The 23,761-nt window shown below is 38.9% G+C and carries 12 protein-coding genes; all 12 read right to left on the bottom strand.

Annotated features, from left to right (window positions below):
• Positions 1–387 precede the first annotated feature (387 nt).
• Positions 388–2,400, bottom strand: a complete 2,013-nt coding sequence (locus tag V7K42_RS27620) for an ABC transporter ATP-binding protein/permease (RefSeq protein ID WP_334920738.1) — start codon at positions 2,398–2,400, stop codon at positions 388–390.
• A gap of 309 nt (positions 2,401–2,709) precedes the next feature.
• A complete protein-coding gene (locus tag V7K42_RS27615; RefSeq protein WP_334920736.1) occupies positions 2,710–4,083 on the bottom strand; it encodes an MFS transporter in 1,374 nt (457 codons plus the stop codon).
• A 117-nt stretch (positions 4,084–4,200) separates the two neighbouring features.
• Positions 4,201–8,814, bottom strand: coding sequence for an amino acid adenylation domain-containing protein (locus V7K42_RS27610; protein ID WP_334920735.1), 4,614 nt, complete (start codon positions 8,812–8,814; stop codon positions 4,201–4,203).
• A 117-nt stretch (positions 8,815–8,931) separates the two neighbouring features.
• On the bottom strand, positions 8,932–10,305 hold the full coding sequence (locus V7K42_RS27605) for an MBOAT family O-acyltransferase (protein ID WP_334920733.1): 1,374 nt from the start codon (positions 10,303–10,305) through the stop codon (positions 8,932–8,934).
• Between the two features lie 163 nt (positions 10,306–10,468).
• On the bottom strand, positions 10,469–11,623 hold the full coding sequence (locus V7K42_RS27600) for a hypothetical protein (protein ID WP_334920731.1): 1,155 nt from the start codon (positions 11,621–11,623) through the stop codon (positions 10,469–10,471).
• Between the two features lie 9 nt (positions 11,624–11,632).
• Positions 11,633–12,046, bottom strand: a complete 414-nt coding sequence (locus V7K42_RS27595) for a GtrA family protein (RefSeq protein ID WP_334920742.1) — start codon at positions 12,044–12,046, stop codon at positions 11,633–11,635.
• Between the two features lie 102 nt (positions 12,047–12,148).
• Positions 12,149–13,786, bottom strand: coding sequence for a glycosyltransferase family 39 protein (locus V7K42_RS27590; RefSeq protein WP_334920729.1), 1,638 nt, complete (start codon positions 13,784–13,786; stop codon positions 12,149–12,151).
• 20 nt (positions 13,787–13,806) lie between these two features.
• Positions 13,807–14,742: an isopenicillin N synthase family dioxygenase gene (locus tag V7K42_RS27585; protein ID WP_334920727.1), complete on the bottom strand. Its 936-nt coding sequence runs from the start codon at positions 14,740–14,742 to the stop codon at positions 13,807–13,809.
• Between the two features lie 16 nt (positions 14,743–14,758).
• Complete coding sequence (locus V7K42_RS27580; protein ID WP_334920726.1) at positions 14,759–16,561, bottom strand: ABC transporter substrate-binding protein; 1,803 nt, start codon at positions 16,559–16,561, stop codon at positions 14,759–14,761.
• 22 nt (positions 16,562–16,583) lie between these two features.
• Positions 16,584–17,750 carry an aldo/keto reductase gene (locus V7K42_RS27575; RefSeq protein ID WP_334920724.1) on the bottom strand — a complete coding sequence of 389 codons (1,167 nt, stop codon included), beginning with the start codon at positions 17,748–17,750 and terminating at the stop codon, positions 16,584–16,586.
• 29 nt (positions 17,751–17,779) lie between these two features.
• The gene (locus V7K42_RS27570) at positions 17,780–18,796 is read right to left on the bottom strand and encodes a fatty acid desaturase family protein (RefSeq protein ID WP_334920722.1); all 1,017 of its coding nucleotides are present in this window, start codon (positions 18,794–18,796) and stop codon (positions 17,780–17,782) included.
• A gap of 53 nt (positions 18,797–18,849) precedes the next feature.
• Positions 18,850–23,703 carry an amino acid adenylation domain-containing protein gene (locus V7K42_RS27565; RefSeq protein ID WP_334920720.1) on the bottom strand — a complete coding sequence of 1,618 codons (4,854 nt, stop codon included), beginning with the start codon at positions 23,701–23,703 and terminating at the stop codon, positions 18,850–18,852.
• Positions 23,704–23,761 lie beyond the last annotated feature (58 nt).

The following is a 23,761-nucleotide window of genomic DNA, read 5'->3' as shown; positions in this document are numbered from 1 at the left end:
ACTATCTTTTCTCGAAGCTCGACAGAGTATGACTTCATTTAAAGGTATTTATATTTTAATTTAGTGTACCTCATAACAGACGCAAGTGCTGTATCCTTTTGTTAGCTTCTCAACGCTTACGTACTTTGGGAAGGCGAGTTGTTAAATGGCTCAAGTCTTGGTGTGTTCAGCCTTTGCTCTCATATCGTTTCAAATCAACTTCAAGCTTTTGGTCAATGAAGGTTTAGCCCTCTCCTAAGAAACAAGGCAGGAGGCAGGAGTTAGAAAGAAACTCTTTATGTTTGATGAATCAGTCCTGCTGTACCTCACTTACTTACAATCTGCTGTATGTTCCAAATTAGAGTAATTTACAGTTCCAAAAAGAATAAGTGCGTGCTAGAGTTTAACCTATTTCCACACCTTTAAGTCTTTGTCATAGTGGCAGGTCAGTCCGTCCCTAGTAGTGATAGACTCACCTTTACTTGCCTTACTTCTAATCGTCTTAATAGAATAAGAAGTTAATTCAGTTATTTCCTTATGAGAAAGTCCTTCAATTGTAGTTTTTTGAGTCAATATTTCTGATTGATTTTGGGATTCATTATTAGGCAAACTGTCTATAGTAATGCGAGTATTTTCAGTAGAGTTATGGGTAATTGTTTTCTGATTTTGATAATCTTGCACGGTCAAAAGTTGCCAACTAGAATCTTGTGAAAGTTCCAAAACCCATTGATGATAATTAAATAAACTTTCCCTATGCCCAACACTGATAAATGTTGTTTTCGTCTCTTGTAACTGCTGATATAAACTTCCTTCATTTTTCAAATCCAAGGCACTTGTTGCTTCATCTAATATGGTGAACCTTGGATGAGTTACTAACAGGCGTGCGAAAGCGAGGCGTTGTTGTTCTCCTAGCGATAATATGTTTTCCCAAGGAACTTCAGTATCAAAACCTTCAACTCGACTTAGTAAGTTTTGCAGGTTTACTTGTTGCAAAACTTCTTTGAGTTCTGCGTCGGTCATTTGACGATTAGTTTTAGGATAGAGTAACTGTTGCCGCAAAGTTCCCAAAATGATATAAGGACGTTGGGGCAAAAATAAGACTTCTTCTAGAGGAGGTCGCACTAGACGACCTGTTCCTGCGTTCCACAAACCAGCGATCGCTCTCAATAGAGAACTTTTACCTCGACCACTAGGCCCAACAATCAATAAACCTTCTCCTGGCTGAACAGACAGTGACAAATCTTCAACAATTACCTGTTCATAGTTGGGCGTTTGTAAAGTGACATTCTCAAAAGCGAGATGATTTTCTTCTATTGTTTTAATAATACTGACATTTTCGGGTTGTTTGCTAACTGCTTCTAAAGCATCTGAAAACTCAGATAAACGCTCAACATAACTGGAAAACCGTCCTGAATTCCCAAATTCTCTAATTAATGTTGCCATAGCTGAGGCAAACTGATTACAAGCGATACTAGCTTGGACAACTTCTCCGAAATCAGCTTGACCGCTCATATATATTGGTGCGAGTACCAAATATGGGAATATTTGAATGGCAGACTTATATGCTCCGTCAAAAAGTTCCTGATTGTTCTCCCAATTAATCTTGCGTTCGACATTTCTCAAGAGATTACTAAATCTTCGTTGAATTATATTGGATTCTTGGTTTTCTCCTTGAAAAAAAGCTATTGATTCAGCGTGATTACGAACATGAGTCAGGCAATAATTGTATTCCGCCTTCAGTTCTAGTTCCTCTTGATTAATTTTACTCAATTCTTGACCTAAGTAAATAGCAATCAAATTACCTACAATTGTATAAATAATCAAAACAATCGCAATAAATTGGGAAATTGACCAAAGAATAACTAAAAAAGTTGTCATTTCCAGGACTTTTTCTAGGAAAGTAGCTGAAAACGAGAGAGCATTACTGGTAATGGGTTCGATTTCTTGAGATATTCGTTGATCTGGGTTATCAACATCGGATCTAAAGTTGATTCTATAATAGGCACGATTGCTTAAATATTTTGATAATGTGTGATTATTTAACCATTTGTACCAATCAAGAGCAATTTTTTTTCTGACAAGTTTAGAAAATCCGTTTAAGAATGTTATGCAGACAAGAGCAGCGCCGAAAACTACTATCGTCTTAATAAAGTTAGGATAATCTTTCTCTTCAATGACATCTGTTATGTAGCGGGTAACGAAGCTATTAAAGGCAGTTACGCCCACCAGCGCGATTATTAATAAAATTAGGAGAATGAGCATCCCCCATATACGAATCACGTCTGAAAATACTCTTTCCCCGGACTCTGTTGGATACCAGTAAGGCTGAACGATCGCTCTTACATTATCCCAAAACTTATTAAAAGTGGATGGAGAAGGATCGTTTTTTAAGGAGCGATCGTGAGAGACTTTGGTTGCCATATTCTAAAACAAACTAAACATTTTTTTTGATTGAAATACAGAAAAATTAAACTATTAAACAATACACAATTTGACGTATAGCAAGGGACTGGGGACTAGTGACTGGGTAAAAATTCTTTTTGCGTTTAAGTTTCATCATCTGTTGATGTCCTAACAACCTTGGCTATTGCTATATATCATAAACATTGAATCTATATACAAAGTTTTTGCAATTTATGAATTAAATTAACAATTACCTATTTTGAAAAATCAAATAATATTTGGAAAATAGTAGAGCTTTGAATCAACTACCACTATGCAACGCCAAATTTAGGATAGCAAAGAAACTGCGTCATTCTTGCTAGAAGGTGTATCAGCAGCCATCGCAACTGCATTATTAACATTAGGGAGTTCATCTTCTACAAACCGTAGGCGAGGGTACAAGTAGGCAATAGAGGTTTCTAAAATGGTCAAGACTCCCATAATCATTAGTAGAAGTCCCATTCCACGACCCGATCCAACACCGATGATTTGTCCGATGCTTCCTGCCAAAAAACCATCAGTAGCCATTAAGGGTTCAAAAACCTTCTCGGCTAAAGGCCCAATTGTGATGTAGCCTAGAGGTAAAGCGGTTGCTTCAATTGCTCCTTTGATTGCAAAAACTCTACCTTGCACGCTAGGTTCTACTTTATTTTGCATCACGGCTTGCGTAGAACTGGAAACGATCGGTTGTGTCAGGGAGAATAAAAAGATGCTAACAGTGAAGGTGACAAGAGAGGATTGCAAACCCGCGACGAGAAGAAATACACCATTCAAAAGCATACATCCGTATATCGCATAAATGTTGCGTTCTAGTCCTCCCCAGATGCTCACGAGCAAGCCGCCTATTAGAAGAGCAATACCAAATAGCGAAAGAATAGTTCCCAGAACACTTACTGAAGCAAAATTTAATACTAAAGGTATGGTGATAACATTAATACCTCCCACAAGATAAAGGCTAGAAGCTGAGAATAGCACCAGTCCTAACAATCCTGGTCGAGTGATCAAATATTTAAATCCATAAGTTGCTTCACTCAGAAATGAACTTTTTGCAGTTGCAACATCACTCGTGTTGACTTGGGGGAATCTCACCAGCATCAAGGAGACAACAGCAATCAATACAGTGGTTACGTGAAGCAAAATAATCCCTTGGAAATTGACAATGTTGAGTAGAACACCTCCAAGAGTTGGTGCAATGATTATGGAAATGCCAAACATCAGACTCATCAGACCGTTAGCACGATTAAGGTGCTGTTTTGGCACTAGTAAGACTGTAGATGCTGTATAAGCAGGTGTGTGAAAAGCCATGAAAATAGCAGTGAAGGTATTAGCTAGGTAAATGTGCCATACTTCCAACTGACCCATAACAAATAAAACGCCGATCGCGATCGTTCCCAAGCACGCCAAGACATCAGCGATAATCATTGTCTTTCGACGATCCCACTTATCTACCAGAGACCCAGCGATCGGGGAAATTAAGATTAGCGGTAGAGTATTGAATAGGGAGACTAAAGCAAACTGGGTAACTGACCCAGTGCGATTATAAACCCAGATATCTAAGGCAAATGCAGTAGTACTATAACCAATCAAGGCGATCAATTGTCCTACCCAAACAATCATAAACAATCGCATTTCCCGTAAAGCAGTCAGTCTTGTTTTTTCCATAATCTGTACGTCTGACATATATAGCAATCCGATTTTATTACTGAACTTACTGGTGTAAGAAGGGAACAAGGAAATAAAGTTTGTAGTCAGGACTTTAGTCCTTATTTTTCTGAAGACCTACATTGCACGGCATTGAGAATTATGCCGATTAAATAATAGGGAAAGGTCACTCAGGCTACATTCTGAATTAGTAATTAGCAGTTCAAGCAATACTAAAAACTGAGTTACTGCACGGCTAATAGTATTAGCATCAAACAAATCGATTTTGTAACACCATTTCCCTTCAATGCTTCCTAATGTTGTTTGTTGAAGATAAATATCCCAATCAAATTCTGCTGTATTAGTTTCAATTGACCAGGAACGAACAGTTAAATTTGTCAGTTTTAAATCTGATGGAGGCAAAAAGTTAAACATCACTTGATATAGCAAAGAGTGGCTTGGTTCTCCTTTTGACTGTAGTGCTTCTACTAACTTCACGAAGGGGATTTGTTGGCGATCGCCAGCGTCTAAAAAACACCCCCGCACCCGATACAGCAACTCGCTCAGGCTTGGATTGCCGCCCAGATATGTACGTATTGGTAATGTATTAATAAAGCATCCAATAAGTTCTTTAGTTTCCACTTGCTGGCGATTAGCAAAAGGAGTACCCACGATAATATCTGACTGTCCGGTGTAATAGAACAGCACTATTTTGAAAGCTGTTAGCAGAGTCACGAATAGAGTTACATTGTGCTGTTGGCTCAAATTTTTCAGAGCATTTGTTAAGCTTTTAGGGATGATGAAAGTTTGACTTGCACCTTCAAAAGTTCGGACTGGCGATCGCGGACGATCCGTAGGTAACTGTAGTAAAAGTGTGCTATTGCCTAGTTGCTGCTTCCAGTAGTTAAGGTTAGACACGAAAGCAGGACGAGCAACCCACTGCTGTTGCCAATGGGCAAAGTCAGCATATTGAATGGGCAAATCGGGAAGTGGTGAGGGCTGACCGTGACAAAATGCTTCGTATAATTTTGTTAGCTCTTGTAAAAACACACCTACAGACCAACCATCAAAAACTAGATGATGGATAGTTACTATGAGTAAATGCTCCGCATCAGAGAGCCGCAGCAGCTTGATGCGTAACAACGGGCTTTGTTCTAGATCGAAAGGCTGGTTTTTTTCCTCATTCACAAATCTTTGAGCCAGAGCCTTTCGCTCAGTTTTAGATTCAGAAAGTTTTCGCAAGTCTACCGCCGAAAATGGCAATATGGGCTGTTGAGCAATTTTCTGAACAACTTGCCGATCGCAGATCGCAAAAGTAGTCCGCAAAGCTTCATGACGACGGACAATTTCCACGAGGCTTTGCACCAGGGCATTTACGTTGAGTAAACCTGTCAGGCGATAAGCCAGGGGAATATTGTAGACGGGAATACCCGGATTTAATTGAGCTAATATCCAAAACTCAAGTTGAGTCAAAGAGATTGGTAACTCTTTTGTGTTTCGAGATACTGGTTTGAGAGATGGGGTCAAGTCATTTTTACAAGAGGGCACAGGGGCACAGGGGGATGAGAGATTATTTCTCCCCTGCTCCTCTGCCTCTTTTTGGCGGTATTCTGAAATCTGCCGATCTAGCTCGACTACTGTCGGGTAATCAAACAGACAGCTTATAGGTAACTCCACTTTGAAGGTTTCTCGCAACCGAGCAATAACTTGCATCGCTAATAGGGAATGCCCTCCTAATGCAAAAAAGTTGTCATGGATACCAACTTTTTCTAGTCCTAAAACATCACTCCAGATTGCTGTCAAAACTTCTTCAGTTGCAGTCCGGGGTGGGATCAAGTCTGTAGAGATGTTACGTGTTTCCCGACTCAAAGGTGCTGGTAAAGCGCGGCGGTCTGTTTTGCCACTGCTGGTTAGAGGTAGAGCATCCAGCAACTTTACAAAAGCAGAAGGTAGCATATATTCGGGTAACTTCTGTTTGAGGTAACAAAGCAATTCGTTGGTGTCTAGATGCTGTTTGAGGACAATGTAAGCGACTAGGCGCTTGCTTCCTGGTTGGTCAACTCTTGCGCTCACTACTGCTTCTTTTACCTGCGGGTGTGCGACGAGTACGGTTTCAATTTCTCCCAGTTCAATGCGAAAACCTCGCACCTTCACTTGATTGTCAATTCTACCGAGAAATTCAATGTTGCCATCAGCTAAATATCGAGCGCGATCGCCTGTTTTATACAAACGATTCCCATCCTTAACAATGAATTTCTCAGCTGTTAATTCTGGGGAATTAATGTAACTTCTGGCGATCGCAACGCTGCCAATATACAGTTCTCCGGGAACTCCAATTGGTAATGGTTGCAGATGGCGGTCAAGGATGTAGATTTGCGTATTTGCGATCGCTCGACCAATAGGCGGAAGTGGCGACCAGCTGCTGGTAGCATCTTTTAATGTAAAACTTGTTACTACATGGCTCTCTGTTGGGCCATACTGATTTTGCAGCGTACAACCAGGAAGCTCCCTAAAAAAGTTGACTAAATCAGGAGTAATATGCAACTGTTCTCCTGCCGTCATAATCTGGCGCAAAGATGCAGGATAGGATTTAGAAATAGAGGCAGCATTGGCTAACTGCTGAAGGGCGACGAAGGGCAAAAACAGTCTTTCTACCTTTTCTTGGGCAATTAATTTTAATAATGCGAACCCATCCTTCTGTACTTCTTCGGGAATTAAAATTAAGGTTTCGCCGCTACACCAGGTAGAGAAGATTTCTTGAAAAGAGACATCAAAGGTGATAGAAGCAAATTGCAAAGTTTTGGCACAGCTTAAAGCACTTTCGTTGATTTGCCAATGTAAAAGGTTCGCTAGAGAACCGTGACTCATGGCTACACCTTTGGGTTTGCCGGTTGAGCCAGAAGTATACATGACATAAGCCAAGTTCTCTGGTGTCACTCCACTAACAGTATTTTCCTGACTGTTTTGGCAGAAATCCGATGTATTTAAGGAAACTACTTTTAATGACGGCTGAGATAACGGAATTGATGAATCTGTCAGCAATACCGAGGCTTGAGAATTACTCAACATATAAGTCAAGCGTTCTTGGGGCGATCGCGGATCTAAAGGTACGTAAGCACCACCAGCTTTGAGGATTGCCAACAGTCCTACAACCATCAATAAAGAGCGCTCAACGCAAATCCCAACCCGCACTTCTGGTTTTACCCCAAGTTTTAGCAGATGGTGCGCTAACTGGTTAGCCTGACAATTTAACTGCTGGTAAGTCAGTTGTTGGGATTGAAACGAAACCGCTACTACATCCGGTGTTCGTTCCACCTGTTCTTCAAACAACTGAGCGATACATTTATTGGGATAATCTGTTTGGGTATTATTCCATACTAAAAGTTGACGCTGTTCGGCAGCAGTTAGCATGGGTATCTCTGCTACCGTCTGCTCGACGTTACTAACCATACCCTCTAACAAAGTCACAAGATGTCCCATCATCCGGTTAATTGTTTCCCCATCAAAGCGGCTACCATCATAAAGAATGCGTAGAGACAATTCTTGTCCTGGTACGGCGATGACTGTGAGCGGATAATTTGTTTGTTCAATGACTCGTCGTTTGCTAATCTGGATAGTGCTACCTAGATTTGATAAAGACGTATCTTGTGGGTAATTCTCAAACACCACAATACTTTCAAACAGTGGTAATTCTGGGGGAATTTCACTAATAGCCTGAATTTCTACTAATGGAAACCAAGAATAGTGCGATCGCTCCACCTGTTGAGTTTGCAATTGCCTCAGCCATTGCCATAAAGGAGTTGCTGTTGGTACTTTCACCCGTACTGGTAGGGTATTAATGAATAGTCCCACCATAGATTCTACCCCCGATAATGTGGGAGGACGACCAGATACAGTTGCGCCAAATACCAGTTCAGACTCATCAATGTAGCGACTAAGTAAAATTGCCCAAGCTGCTTGGACGAAAGTTGAAAGTGTCAGATGATACTGCTGTGCCTGGGACTGTAAAGCAGCAGTTATAGTTGCCGACAAACAGTAGTGCTGCTCGTGGTAAGTTTTTGACTGGGGAGAATTTAGCACCTCACCCCGATTTAGTTGCAAACGGGTAGGGCTAGTAAAGCCATGAAGCTGTTGCTGCCAAAATGTTTTTGCTGCTTTTAAATCTTGTTGCTGTAACCAATTAATATAATCTCGGTAAGGACGGGGAGTATTTAAATATAAGTATTCGCCTTTAACTAAAGCATTATAAAAAGCAAAGACTTCTTTGCAGAGAATTGGCCAACTCCAGCCATCAATTAGCAAGTGATGAAAGCTCCAAACAAATTCGTAAGTATCATCAGCGATTTGAATTAAGCCAAATCGCATAAGTGGAGCTTTATCAAAGACGAAACCTTGGACTCGATCTATTTGTAAGAAAGCTTCTAGGCGCTCTTGTTGTTCTTTTGCAGATAAGGAACGCCAATCATAGTTCTGCCAAGGCAACTCCACTTGCTTACATACTACCTGGAGAGGCTTTTCCTGCTTTTCCCAAACCACAAGGGTACGCAAAACGGGGTGACGTTTCATTACTCGCACACAAGCCTGCTGAAGCAGTGTAATATCTAAATTGCCAGAGAGCGTGAGGCAGAACTGCTCAAGATATACTCCTGATTCTGGCTCGTGCAGAGTATGAAAAAGCATACCCTGTTGCATAGGAGAAAGAGGGTAAATAGATTCAATATTTTTATTTTTAATTATTTGCAGTTTGCTCATAATTCGTAATTTGTAATTAAAAAAATACCTATTTTCTCTCTTCCTCTGTGTTCTCTGCGCCTCTGTGGTTCGTTAAAAAATTAACTACTCTTTTGACAGTAAAAGAATAATCAAACACTAAAACTGAAAGTAAACAAAGGGTTGAGGATTGATTGCTATCAACCGAAATATTGCTGAAACCAACACCCCAAAACAAACAGCAAAACTCCAACTAGGAATTTTACGCCACCAATCGGCAAACCAACCCTTATAAGCCGCCCAGTGGAGCATAATTAAAGGTGCAAAAGTCCATGCAACTTGGAGATTTAAGTTTTCAGAGCCAAGAGAAGTCAAGAATAAAAATGATTTTTCTACTTGTATAGCGCTACTAAGATCGTTACTCCGAAAGAAGATGGCAGAGGCACAAAACCAATACATTGTTAGGGGAATACCTAGCAGCTTTCTGAGTGGTAGCAATCCTTTATAGGAAGCAATTCGAGATAACCATTGCTTGTGAACAACTAAGGCGATTCCATTTAATCCACCCCAAATTACAAAATGCCAAGCAGCTCCATGCCAGAGTCCTGATAGAAGCATTAAAATGAGAAGATTTTTATACCCAAACAGTTCTGTTCGTTCAGCCTTTGGCCGCTTTTTCATTAAAGAAAAATAGACATAATCTCGCAACCAACTGTAGAGGGTAATGTGCCAACGTTGCCACAACTCAGTGATATTACCGGAAAGGTAGGGGAAATTAAAGTTCAGAGGTAGTTTGTATCCAAGTAAACCGGCAGAAGCGATCGCCATATCTGAATAACCAGAAAAGTCACAGTATATCTGGATTACGAAAGAAATAACAGCAATCCAACAACTCAAGAAAGTATAATTCTCTGGATTCGTGAAATACTGTTCTATTAAAGGAGAAAGATTATCCGAAATGCAGGCTTTCTTGAAATACCCTACGAAAAAAAGTATTAAACACCCCCGAAAATCAACCTCACTTAAGCTTTTTGGGGTTAATAGTTGGGGCAAAAAAGTAGATGCACGGACGATAGGCCCCGCAACTAGTTGAGGGAAAAAAGTTACAAATAGAGAAAAATCCCAAAAATTTCTCACAGGTTTGAGTTTACCTAGATAGATATCAAGGGAATAACTCAGAGTTTGAAACGTGTAAAAACTAATACCTGCTGGGAGAATGATGTTAAGGGTTGTCAGGCTTATAGGTAAACCCAAAAAACTTAATAAGTTGGCAGCAGACTCAGTGAAAAAGTTATAGTACTTAAAAAACCCTAATATTCCTAAATTTGCTACTAAACTAAGTATCAACCATGCTTGACGCTGCTGTTGATTCTGTGGCTTATTCAGCAAGGCATCCCAATTCCAAAAATTTGGAGTTTTTGCTTTTTCTATTACCTCATTGGTGGGAATTTCCTGTCCTAGTAAATCACTAACCTGTGGTCTAGATAGCATTAAACCAGCAAAGTAATCAACAACTGTCGATAACAAGAGCAAAAAAAGGAAGCGCCAATCCCAAGCACTATAAAAGATATAACTACAGATTAGCAACCACAACTTACGATGATTATGTTTCTGCAAAGCCCAATAGATGCAGAAAACAATCACAAAAAAGAATACAAACCGAAATTCTGTGAATACCATCTTTATTTACATTGAGCTAATGATTATGTGATAGAAACTGGCTATTTGCAACTTTTTGCCCTGAATTATTTAAATACTCAGTAAATCTTGATGCCAGTAAAAGTGTGAATTCTTGAGCGCCTTGGTGATTAAGATGTGCGCTATCAATTCTACGATTTAATTCATACAAATTAGTAAAAATATTGACATTATTAAAAGCAAATAAAGTATCTATATATCCTGAATAGTATGCTTTGTAAAGAGCAGAGTAGTTAGAATCAGCCTCTAGAAGTGGAGGGATAAAAAATATAGCTTCAAGTTTTTTGTTATTAATTTGCTGCTGTTTTTCAATTTGGGAAGAAATATTTTCCATCATTTTTACTCCATATATTGTGGATGTCTTATTAAATGTGCTTTTTGAAGTTAAATTTGCTAATTTTGTTTGTTCAATTTTGAGATTTTTTAGATAAGTATCCAAACCATTTGTTCGGAATAGAGTCTGCCATTTCTCAGCTTTTTTTTGCCAATCTATTGCGTAATATCCAGATTCTTGTAATAGTCTATCTTCGGATACTTTTGCTAAGGGATCTGCATTTGATAAATCTAAATTTAATATTTTTTCTTGCCAGAAAGTAGAAAGCTGACCAAGACCTAGCCATCGATAGATAAAGCTTTGAAAGTTAGCGTATATATATGGAACTTTTACTTGCCAGTTATCGATTGATGATTCCCAAATTAATTGAAAATTTTCTATGGTTTTACGAGGAGTATGCCAGTATATCTCCTGAGCAGAAGTAGAACCAAAGTTGGTAAATAAGTCAACTGAACAGTCTAGAAATATCCACTTTAAGTTTGCTGGCTTTAAATCTAGAATTTTTTGTAAGTAAAAATCTAGTTCTGATACGTTTGCGCCTGCGATACCAAAGTTGAAAGATTTGACACTCTTACCCTCTTTTGTCATGTATTCATCAAATACTTTCGGGACTACGCCAAAGTAAGTAGTACTTGGCCCCAGAAAGATAGCATTATAATCATCCTTATGCTCAGTAAAATATTGCCATTTAACGCCAATTTCACCAAGATTTTGAATAGTCTTAGAATAAGGTAGAACTGTATTTAATAATACCGAAGAAACAAATATAGTAATTAGAAAAATTAAACTATACCCAAACATCATAAGTGGTCTTAACATAATTTTTTCTTAAATATCTACAACTACATCTACTTTTACTTCTGTCTTTGTTAATTGCCAGTTCACCTTCAGGTTGAGCCAGAAATTCCAAAGTGTCACACAAGCGATCGCTACTAATTTAGCTATATATTCATTCACTTGGAATTGATAAAATAGCCAACTTACAATTAGGCTATTGAAAATAAGCCCAATTAAACAAATAAGATTAAACTTGACAAAACGTTGTAACTTTTGACTGATTTTTTGTTGAAAAGACACATCACTAAATGTCCATAAATCATTCCATAGAAAATTATTAATAATTGCTATTTCTGTGGAAAGCATTGCACTCAGAGTTAACGCCAAACATAATGAGTTATGTAAAAAATAGAATGCCCCCAAGTCTATAAATACTCCACTAAAACCAACGACTGCAAAGCGAATAAACCGACTAAAAAGCGCCGAATGAAGATAAAATTAGACTTTATCCCTCAGAAAAATAATATTAAAACATTCAAGATATTGCTTCATTCATTTTCTCCTCTCTTAGTTTTTTTTATCGAGTTGCCAAAATCCTTCAAGCGGGTAGACTAATTTCAGTGAATTAGTCTTATCCTTTTCAAGTTGATGAGCTAAACTATTTTCCAGGTCGTCAACAAAAAAAATCGATTTATAATCTTTAGCCATTATTGGTAACTGGTCGTTTTGGATTGTAACTAAGCCAACTTTTGGCTCTAAATTATGACTTAATGTGAGGATAACTCCCAAGTTATAATCATTTTTATTACTTATCAATAAAATATTATTATTAGATTGATTAATACGTTGACTCATTGCTAGCAAATTCTTGCCACCTATTTGTGGCCACCAAGTTTCAGACTGAAAAAATCTAACATTAGAAACTAGCCCAGAGATGAGTAACCCTACCACAATGACTTGCCAAAGGTTTTTCTGCAAGTTTTTCGCCAAGAAAAGATGGAAAGCTAAAATATACATTACAGCAATTTGGATGCTGAGGTATAACGGTAACTGATAGCGAAAATGAATAGAGCGAATTCCTCCAAAAATTAGGTCGTAGAAAAGCAATGTTAATCCTGGAAATCCCCCTAATAAAACAATAAAAAAACTAGTATTAGTTGAGAGATAATTTATAAGAAAAATAATCATATAAATTATTAAAATCAAACTAGCTATTATCGTAGGAATACTATAGTATAAAGAGCTTTCCGCAGATAAATTTTTGACCCAAGCATCATCAGAAGCCAAATTAAAATCAAAAAATATTCTGCTAATCCGACTGAGCCAAATGCCAATTAGGTCGAAAGGACTATCTGTTTTAAATGCGATCCATGACAAGAGATTTGTTGCTGTATGAATCTGGGTAATGATTACCATTAGCCAGGGTAAAAATATCAAGCAAGCTGCTATGGAACTCAGTAAATAATTACGCAGAGTTTTGTTGAAGCGAAACTGTTGCCTAATAACCACATATATGCAATGAGCGATCGCAACCATTGCTGTTAATAGATGGGTGTAAAATCCCAAGGCTAGAGTGAGAGTATATACAGCCCAACTCAAGTAATTTTCTCGGCGAATAGCTCGCAATAAAGCAGCACTTGATACTAGAATCGTCACCATCCATAAACCGTATTCTCGTGCATCTTGGGCAAAGAAAATCTGCAACGGAGAAATCGCCATTATAGCCATTCCCACCCACCCAACTAGTACTGATTCAAACAACTCTAAACATAGCCAATACACACTAGGAAACACCAACAGACTAATTACTGCTGATAAACTCCTAACTGCCGCAGGGAAATCCCCAAATACTTGCGCCCATAATCTCACCATCACATAATACAAAGGTGGATGTTGTGGGTCTGAAGTTATTAAGTAGCGAACTGTATCAGCCACATTTCGATCTGGGTTAATGTGTTGATATTTGTCTAAAGTGATAATAGGAATTACGCCTTCATTATTGCTCAAATTGCTAAAAATCTCTTGTTTAACCTCAGCTAGCGTATGACCAGATATTGCCAGCGATGTCGCAAATTCGTCATACCAATACACTTTTTGTCCCAAATGGGTAAAGCGAAAGAAAATACCTAACCCAATCAGGCTAATTACCAAAATTTTTAACCAAGTTGGAGGTTTTGACTTTGCTAGTAATTGTAATTTGTCCATTTATTATCTATAGTCCGTAGCTATCCTTTTGGCTGCTTGAAATATTCATGGGCAAGAATTGGTGGATACTTGGGTACTTCATCTATATCTAAGCAAGTCGGAATTGTGTTAATTGGAGCATCGTAATTGGGGCCTGTAAAAAAGGCGCATGAGTACCTTTGTTTAGCACTGTGAGATTGAGTTGGGACTATAACTCGATGACGTGTGGCGCAAAATTTATCGTTTGTCCATCGCTGCATTAAATCTGCAACCAATACGATAATTGCATCAGGAATGAAGGGCGCTACAACCCATTTTCCAGTATTTGTATATACTTCTAAACCTTCGGAATCTTGAAACAAAAATGTGAGAGTACCTATGTCCGTGTGTTCTGCAAGATTAACTTTTCCTAGTTCTGGAGGTTGATATATAGATGGGTAGTGATGCAAAACTATGCCGTGATTTTGCTCTGAATATAAATTTGTAAAATAATCTTCTGGAATTCTCAGAGAAATAGCCAAAGCCTGGAATACTTTCAAGGCGCTTTCGTGACAACCGGCGAAAAATTCCATCATCACTTTATGAAACTGAGTAGGATTTTTAGGCCATTTATTCGGTTCAAAGAAAGGATCTTCAATCCCACCAACTTCATCGGAAGTAATTTCTTTGCCAAAATGAAACCCTTCAGTCATTAGTTCATTAGCGTTGTGTTTATCTTCACTTTTTTTAAAATTATGGTATCCGCGAAGATTCCGGTCTGGAAAGAAAGATACTTGTTCTTTTTCATGCTCCGGTAGTGCAAAAAAGCACTCGGTTTGTGAAAATACTTGAGCGATTAGAGTATTAGGAATACCATAATTTTTGAGGTAGAAACATCCGACCTCATGAATAGCAAGAGAAATTTGTGCAGCGACAGCTTCTTTTGCCGTTGAGTCACCTATAAGAAAAGCATTGAAATCAATGATAGGAATTTGCATACAAACGATATCCTCTTTAGTTCATCTCAGTCAGTTTCAGGTCGTAAGAATTCCAAAATGTTTCTATTAGGGCGGAGTGTTCAATACCTTGGATACGATTTCGTACTGCCACCATTGATAAAGGGTTAACTAAATAAATGAATGGCAGATACTCCTGAGTAATTTGTTGGGTTTCTGCATATATAGCTTTACGCTTTGCTTCATCCACTTCAGAGGCTGCCTGAATGTATAAATCACCTATTTTCTGTTCCCAATCTGATACCTGTCGTCCTGTTATCGGCGTTTGTCCTATTTGGGATTGTTGATTAAAAAAGTGCCAACCAGTTTCAGGCAACCAAACATTAGCCCAATCATTCGGTTCTTGACCGACAGCAACTTCAAGCACTTGACATTCCCAATCGAAAGTTTGAGTTAGTTTGTTGATGAAAATGCTAGTAGCGACAGGATTGAAATCAATAGTTATGCCAAGATCACTCAAATTTCGTTTGATGAGTACTCCCATTGCCTGCAATATATTATTGTTAGCATTCGTCATGAGGCTAAAGCGCACAAAATTTCCTTGCTCGTCTAATAACTGACCTTGATTATTGTATTTAAAACCTGCTTTTAGCAGTAATTCTTTCGCTTTTTGAAGATTGTATTCATAGACTTTTAAACCTGCTTGGACGGGTAAATAATACTTGCTCTGTACAGCAATCGGCGAATTTTGCAGTTGACCCAATCCCTTATAGATATTATTGAGTATTTCTTGGCGATTAATTACATGTGCGATCGCTTGCCTAAATTCCACTATATTAAACCAACGAGATTTGATAGGATCGACCAGTGGTTGACCATTCCTACTACCTTTATTAAGATTAAAAGTAATGGCAGTTGACCCTATAAAAAGACCGCCATTATAGATAGTAAACTTTCCTTTGGCTTCTTCATGTTTTAATAATGAAAAATAATTGGTATTAACACTGATGTAATCTAATCCTCCAGAACGGAATTGGATTAAAGAAGTATCTTGACTAGGAATAATTTCCCCAATCACACGCTCAATATAAGGTTGCGAATTGCCTTGAGTATCTTTACGCCAGTAATAAGGATTTTTTCGGAAAATTATTCGCTGGCTGGGAGTATAAGATTCTATTGTATAAGGGCCATTAACAATAATATTTTTTGGTGGAGTATCAATGCCCCAAGTAGACATAAATTTAGGTCTGCCTTCTTGGTCTTTTATTTTGACTGTTTCCCGAAAAATATGGGCTGGTAAAATTTCCAGTTTTGTAGCCCGGATAAATGGCGCAAATGGTTCAGATAATGTAAATTCAACTCGCAAATTATCAATTTTTCGTACAGTAGGAAAGGTACGATTCTTGCCAATTATGAAGAAGTCTTTAGCATAAGTAGGAATGGCTGGATTAGCATAAATTTCGTTGTAGGTAAAAACCACATCTTCAGCAGTTAGTGGCTTTCCATCTGACCATTTTAACTCTTTTCTGAGGGTGTAAATTACTTGTTTTTTATCTAGAGAAGTTTGCCAAGATTCAGCTAGACAAGGTTCAATTTCTCCCCGTGCATTTTCTTTAACTAGCCCCTCATAAGTATAGGTTAAAGTATAAGCTGATTCTACGATTAAAGCTGGATTAAAAGTTGTGGGTTCAATTGGGAAAGAGACAATAACTTGAGATATTGCTGTTGCTTTTATTTTTAAGTTAGTTTGATTATAGATAATTATTGCGATCGCAGTTATTAAAACCAGGAAAATTACTAGCCAACGATGGCGAATTAAAGTATATTTTTTATTATTTTTTAATAACTTATAATCCAACATCGTGAAACCACTCCGCAATTTATTATTGACTAGGTTGAGATAGCAACCTATGGGCATCTTCTAATAAAGCTGGTATTTTGTCAGCATGGGGACTATGACGCAGACAATCACTAAGATCAAATTGTCTAACTTTTTCTGCTGTCACACCAGGGAACCAAGGATCGGCAGTATTTAAGTGGTTGTAACGCCTTGTGGCATATTCAAACATATCAAAAGCGATCGCTAAATTTCGCAACCACAAAATGACTGGAATATTAATCTCGCCAGGGGTTTCTTTATAGGCGGGTAAACCAGTGTACCAGCTAGAATACCAGTCTTTTCCGAGTGTAGCGATCGCTTCTTTCTCCAACCGATTTAAAATTGGTAATAAAATCTCATCCGCTCGTTCTAAAAGTTCTATAACTTTCAAGTGTTCGTCAAAATCTGATGGTTTAGATGCGCCCAAGCTCAGGGTATGTACTTCAGGATGGCTCAAACAAAACAGATCGTTAAACACCATCGGACTGAGAGGATGGCACAAATCTAATAACTTTTGTGGAGGCTTATAGAGCATACCACCTTTATCTGATGGGCTAATGATAAATACACCCATATCATGATGTTTGGCGGCTTCGATGGCGGGCCAATTGAATTGATTAATGTAGTACCAATGTAAATTTACATAGTCAAATTGATTGGTTTGAATGGTTTTAATAATTAAGTCTGTCGCAGCGTGGGTAGAAAAGCCAATAAACTTTACTTTACCCTCAGTTTGCAATTGCCGCGCTACATCTAGACAGCCATTGGGACGAATGCTATCTTCCAGATGTTGGTAATTATTAATGCCATGCAGTGTTAATAAGTCAATGTAATCTAGCTTTAATAAAGTTAAAGATTTCTCACACAACCTGCGGAAGTCTTCAGAGTCAGATATCGGAGCAACCTTAGTCTGCACAATAAGTTTTTCTCTAGGTAACTTAGGCAAAATCGCTCCTAATTGCATCTCAGAAGTTCCATACATTCGAGCCGTTTCGATGTGATTGATGCCAACTTCTAAAGAACGGCGAACAGTGGCTTCTAGATTCTGTTGATTTTCATCGGGAATTTTTTCTTGAGTCAGTTCCTCATATTCAGTATAGACATAGCGCATTCCACCGCAGGAAAATACTGGCATTGGCAATTCTGTACGCCCAAATCTACGATATTGCATTATAAATGTGTTTTGATTAGAGCGGTTCATTAATGACTTTTTGCCGAAATCAAGCCCCGCAGTATTTTTAGATGAAACATCAAGTATGATTTTTCAAAATGCTGAAGGTGATGTTGAATTAACTTATGTATCTTGGAGTAGTTACACGGTGGCATACTTGGGTAGAGATGATGCTCTACATGGTAATTATTATTCCAGTAATAAAACCTAACGATTGGGTTAGAAATCATTGTTCGTGTATCATTCCATAGGTTGTGATTTAAGTCAGATTCACAGCCATAGTGATCTGTAATGCTGAAAATAAAACCGAATGGAGAAGCAAAAGATATTAATGGTATCCAGTAACCAAAGAACAAAGTTCTAGGAAAAATTACTGTCAATCCTCCCATTAATAGAACCCAACCCAATAGGAGCCAATTATTTTGTAATACAAATATGCGTTGTTCTGGTGTTTTAAAATAGCTTAAATAAAAGCTAGTTTGTAAGGATGATTCCTCTTGTATACGTGTTTTTAAAGAGTCTAAGTATAAATCTTTGGTAACAACCCACCAATTCTTGCATACTGCGAGAGGATAAAAATATGTCAAGGCCAGAAGATAGGTCTTAATATTAGGAAATGTTTGCCATGCTGAGGTATCTCCTACGATGTTACCTTTGATTTTGGCTTCTCGATGATGTCCAATATGAATATATTTGTGAAATGAAAAGTTCATCAATAATACTAATGATAAGAAAGTCCCCACGAATCGATTAGTATTTTTTGACTTATACAAACTATAGTGAGAGCAATAATGTATTGCCGCAAAAAAACAGACAAACAAAAATCCTTGAACAAACCAGACTAATAACCACACTGTCCAGTTATTCAACCAGAAACCAATAGCTGCAAGGATTAAATATGTACTGATGACAACGAATGTTTGAATAATCGGTCTAAATGTAGGAATTTCATGCAATATACGAAGTTCTTCGTTAGTTATTTGAGTAACTTCACTAATATTAGGTCTGGCATTCTCAATTATTTGATTATTCTTTGTAATTTCCATGTTGTTCGCCTCTACGTTAACAATAACAATTGAAAAAATAAATATCCAACCTATTAATTGTTTAATTGATATTGGATAGCTTCTGCTAGCTGAACTACAGTAGGTTTCTTAAACAGGTAGAGCAACGGCACTTCTACTTGCAAAGCTGACTGTAGTTTGCATATAACTTCAAGAGTTTGAGAAGAATGTCCTCCTAGTTCAAAAAAGTTATCTTGAGTGCTAATCTGCTCTAGTCCTAAAATCTCTTTCCAGATAGTTAACACAACTTCTTCGATAGGATTTTGTGGAGTAACAAATTCCTTTGATATTGGGAGCGCAACAGTTTGAGTGGGCAAACTTGGTGGTTCAGATATTAAGATAAGTTCAGCCAGACGTTGGTTATAATTGGTCGTTATTTTTTCCAGCAAGGTCTGAAAATTCTCGACCATCTGGGTAATAGTGGCAGGTTCAAATAAATCGATTCTGTATACGAGCAAACCTTCAATACCTGTTGATGTTTCTTCCAGCGTTAACTCTAAATCAAACTCTGCGGTATCTTTTGTATCTCTAGCAATAAACTGCTCCTTCAAAGTGAGATTTGCAAATTCTAAATTATCCTCTGGAGTATTTTGAAAGACAAACATTACTTGATTTAGTAATGTGTAACTGGGATCTCTGACTGGTTGGAGTTCTTCTATTAGCTTTATCAGGGGCATTTCTTGATGAGCGTAGACACCCAAAGCGACCTCACGCACTCGGCCAAGTAGTTCCCGAAAGCTGGGATTTCCTGCTAAGTTGGTACAAAATGGCAGTAAATTGACAAAGAAACCAATCAGTCCTTCAGTTTCTACTCTGGTGCGATTTGCAAGGGCGCTGCTGACAATGATCTCTTCTTGTCTTGTATAAGAAAAGAGTAATGTCTGGAATGCTGCCAACAAGGTCATAAATAAGGTTACGCCTTCCTGTTGACTCAGCGCCTTGAGTGTATCGGTTAATTTCTTTGAGAGAACTACCGGTTGGCCTGCACTTTTAAAGGTTCGCACTGGTGGGCGCGGATAATCAGTTGGTAGCTGCAATATCGGTGGAGTAATACCTAAGTGCTTTTGCCAAAACTGAAGCTGAGATTCTAAAACTTCTCCTTGTAACCACTGCCTCTGCCATTGAGCAAAGTCGGTATATTTGATCGGTAACTCAGTCAGAGGAGACGGCTTACTCTCACAGAAGGCTTTGTAAAGGGTTGCCAGTTCTTGAGTTAGGACACTAAAAGACCAACCATCAGCAACAATATGGTGGGTGACGGCAACGAACAAATACTCATGTTCATCCAAACGCCAAAGCTTGCTTCGCAATAAAGGGCCTCGTGCCAAATCGAAAGGATGCTTAATTTCCTTTTCAACCTGTTGTGTGGCTTGAGTTTCGCGTTCAGTTGCGGGGAGGTGTCGGAGATCAATTACGGAAAAGTCAAAGACAGGCTCGTTGACAACAGCATAAACGACTTGTCCATTTTTAACCTGAAAAGTCGATCGCAATGTCTCATGTCGCCGGACAATTTCTCTTAAACTCTCTGATAATGCTTTTTCATTAAGCGCACCTGTGATGTGATAAACCAAAGGCAGATTATAGATGGAACTGTCTGGATAGAATTGGTCAAAAAACCACAACTCTAGCTGTGTTAAAGAAATTGGTATTGGCTCGTTTTGCGAGGGAAACCGTTTTAGAGATAATTCCTGATGGTCTGGCGCTTTAGCTGTGGCGATTTTTTGGGCTAAAGGTGCGATCGCAGGAGATTCAAATAAACTCAAAAGGGGTAACTCTATCCCAAATGCTTTGCGCGTTAAAGCAATAACCTGAGTTGCTAGTAAAGAATGTCCCCCCAAATCAAAGAAGTTATCATAAATGCCAACTTGTTCTAACCCTAAAACATCTCTCCAAATACCAGCCAAAATTTCTTCGGTGGGAGTACGCGGCAGGGCAAACGTTTGACCTAATTCCGGTCGGTTGGTTGTCGGTTCTGGTAGAGCGCGACGGTTTACCTTACCATTGGGTGTTAAGGGGAACGATTCCATTTCTACAAAAGCCGATGGAATCATATAATCTGGCAGTTGCTCAATCAAAAAAGTCCGCAGTTGTTCGACTGTTACTGACTCTCCCGGAATTGGGACAAAGTAAGCAACTAAATATTTTTCCCTGGCACTTTCTCCATGCACTTTCGCTACTGCTTGGTTAATTTGAGGATGTTTGCTTAGAACGGCTTCAACTTCTCCCAGTTCAACGCGAAAGCCCCGGACTTTTACCAAATCGTCTATCCGTCCCAGAAACTCGATATTGCCATCTGGTAAGTATCGAGCTAAGTCACCAGTTTTATAAAGGCGCGAGTTAGCATCGTTACTAAAAGGATTTGGGAGAAATTTTTGATTGGTCAAATCTGCACGGTTGAGGTAGCCACGAGCCAAACCATCACCACTCACGTAGAGTTCCCCAGGAACGCCAATCGGCACGGGTTGGAAATTGCCGTCTAACAGATAAACTTGCACGTTGACAGCAGCTTTACCAATGGGAGGATAAATCGGCCATTCATCTGGCTTTTGGCTAAAAGTATAAGCTGTAACTAAGTCTGCTTCCGTGGGGCCATAGAAATTGTAGAGTGTACAATTTTCCAGACGCTTAAACAGCTTAATCATCGGCTGAGTAATTTGGAGTTGTTCGCCACAAGCGATCGCTTCCTGAATATTGTTAAATAAATGTACTTGCTCTCCGTAGATTTCCGCTAATTGCTGCCAAAGGCTAACTGGCAGAAAAACTTTCCCAACAGGGTTGTTAGCAAGCAAGTGGATTAATTTATCTAAATCTTTGCGATCGCATTCAGGAATGATATACAGCGTCCCTCCGAAGCCCCACGCCACGGATATTTCGTGATAGCTGACATCAAAACTGAGGGAAGCAAACTGAAGCACACCAATACCTGTGACCATTTTTGCCTGATGGTGTTCTATTAAATTGGTGAGGGAGCGATGGGGAACAATCGTACCTTTAGGAGTGCCGGTAGAGCCAGAGGTATATATAATGTAGGCTAGATTATCAGCTGCTACTTCAACTTGCAGATTACTCTCAGATTCTTTGGCGATTTCTTCCCCATCTTCATCTAACACAATTAGACGATGAGCCAAGTTGCCATTAAATAATGACTGCAAATGTGTTTGAGTTAAGATGACTGGTGCTTGAGAATCGTTAAGCATGAAGGCTAAACGTTCTGGCGGATAGGTAGGATCGAGGGGAACACAAACTCCCCCAGCCTTGAGAGTTCCTAAAATGGCGATCGCAGCTGCTAGCGATCGCTCTACACAAATACCCACTGGGACATCTGGTTTCACACCCAAGCGTTGTAAGTAGCGGGCAATTTTATTGGCTTGCTGGTTTAACTCTTCATAAGTCAATTGTTGGTTGTCATATACCACCGCCAAAGCTTGGGGTGTTTTTTTGACTTGCTCCTCAAATAACTGATGGATGCAACGATTGATAGGATGCGCTGCTGAGGTAGCATTCCACTCGACTAAAAGCAAATTTTGCTCTGCTGGAGTTAGTAGCGGTAACTCGCCTGGGGTGCGATGAGGATTGACGGTAATTCCCTCCAACAGAGTGAGGAAATGACCAGCCATGCGATCGATAATCTCTGGATCAAAGCGATCGCGATCATAGTAAATTTTTACAGTCATTTCCTCGCCAGGAATTGCCAGCAATGTGAGAGGATAATTGGTTTGTCCCCTGTCTTGTAGCTCCCCGATGCTCAAGTTTCCAGGAAGTTGCTGCAACGTTACATTTACAGGATAGTTTTCAAATACAACAAGGCTTTCAAACAAAAGTTGAGTGCGAGGAACTTCACTTACGCCTTGAATATCTACCAGTGGAGTGTATGAATACTGCTCCCGTTCTATGTATTCTTGTTGCAACAACCGCAACCAGGTTAACAAATCCGTTGTATCAGTGATTTTTACCCGTGCTGGTAGAGTATTAATGAACAAACCCACCATCGACTCCACACCAGATAAACTAGGAGGACGACCAGATACAGTAGTGCCAAAAACCACGTCAGACTCGCCACTGTAGCGACTTAGTAACAACCCCCAAGCAGCTTGTACTAAGGTCGCAAGTGTCAGATGATGTTGTTGGGCAAAAGATTTTAAGGTAGTTGTCGTCTTGGCTGATAGATGTTGCGATCGCACTTCAATATTTTGTTGTTGGTGAGAACTCTGCCCTAGCGATCGCTCAACTATCAAAGGCGTAGGTACAGTAAAACCCTCAAGATTTTTTTGCCAAAATGCCTTTGCACTAGTCAAATCTTGCTGCTGCAACCAGTTAATATAATCCCGGTAAGGGCGACTAGGGGCTATATATAACTGTTGACCATTTTGAATTGACTCATATAAAGCAAACAATTCTTTAACAATAATCGGCCAACTCCAACCATCAACTAATAAATGATGAAAGCTCCAAACAAACTCATAAGTTTCATCAGCTACTCGAATTAAGGCAAAGCGCATTAAGGGAGCTTTATCAAGTTCAAACCATTGTTTTCTATCTAAATCTAAGAAAGAATTGAGACTTATTTCTTGCTCCTGCCGAGTAAATATCCGCCAGTCTAAATTAGACCAAGGCAAATTCACTGCTTTACGCACCACCTGAACTGATTGTTTGCGATTCTTCCAAACAAAAAGAGTTCGCAAAGCTGAATGTCGCTCTACCAAAAGTTGCCAAGCTCGTTCAAATATACCTGGATCTAAATTGCCATGCAAAGTTAATTGAAACTGTTCAAAATATATTGTCGATTCCGGCTCATAGAGAGTATGAAATAGTATCCCCTGCTGCGTAGGCGAAAGAGGATAAATAGCTTCAATATCTTTACTATTACTTTGTTTTTGTGCAACTACCATTTTTTTATAGATGATATTAATTATGTAATTTATCTCTCTTCTTCTCTTATCTCTGTGT

Source organism: Nostoc sp., assembly GCF_036917455.1.
In the GTDB taxonomy this organism is placed as follows: Bacteria; Cyanobacteriota; Cyanobacteriia; order Cyanobacteriales; family Nostocaceae; genus Nostoc.
The sequence above is the reverse complement of the archived record's forward strand: the minus strand, read 5'-3'. Positions and strand labels throughout refer to the sequence as shown.

What these genes read in the sequence shown, in the direction of transcription:
- V7K42_RS27620 (WP_334920738.1), bottom strand. Translation starts at nt 2,400, where the DNA reads ATGGCAACCAAAGTCTCTCACGATCGCTCCTTAAAAAACGATCCTTCT.
- V7K42_RS27615 (WP_334920736.1), bottom strand. Translation starts at nt 4,083, where the DNA reads ATGGAAAAAACAAGACTGACTGCTTTACGGGAAATGCGATTGTTTATG.
- V7K42_RS27610 (WP_334920735.1), bottom strand. Translation starts at nt 8,814, where the DNA reads ATGAGCAAACTGCAAATAATTAAAAATAAAAATATTGAATCTATTTAC.
- V7K42_RS27600 (WP_334920731.1), bottom strand. Translation starts at nt 11,623, where the DNA reads ATGTTAAGACCACTTATGATGTTTGGGTATAGTTTAATTTTTCTAATT.
- V7K42_RS27590 (WP_334920729.1), bottom strand. Translation starts at nt 13,786, where the DNA reads ATGGACAAATTACAATTACTAGCAAAGTCAAAACCTCCAACTTGGTTA.
- V7K42_RS27585 (WP_334920727.1), bottom strand. Translation starts at nt 14,742, where the DNA reads ATGCAAATTCCTATCATTGATTTCAATGCTTTTCTTATAGGTGACTCA.
- V7K42_RS27580 (WP_334920726.1), bottom strand. Translation starts at nt 16,561, where the DNA reads ATGTTGGATTATAAGTTATTAAAAAATAATAAAAAATATACTTTAATT.
- V7K42_RS27575 (WP_334920724.1), bottom strand. Translation starts at nt 17,750, where the DNA reads ATGCAATATCGTAGATTTGGGCGTACAGAATTGCCAATGCCAGTATTT.
- V7K42_RS27570 (WP_334920722.1), bottom strand. Translation starts at nt 18,796, where the DNA reads ATGGAAATTACAAAGAATAATCAAATAATTGAGAATGCCAGACCTAAT.
- V7K42_RS27565 (WP_334920720.1), bottom strand. Translation starts at nt 23,703, where the DNA reads ATGGTAGTTGCACAAAAACAAAGTAATAGTAAAGATATTGAAGCTATT.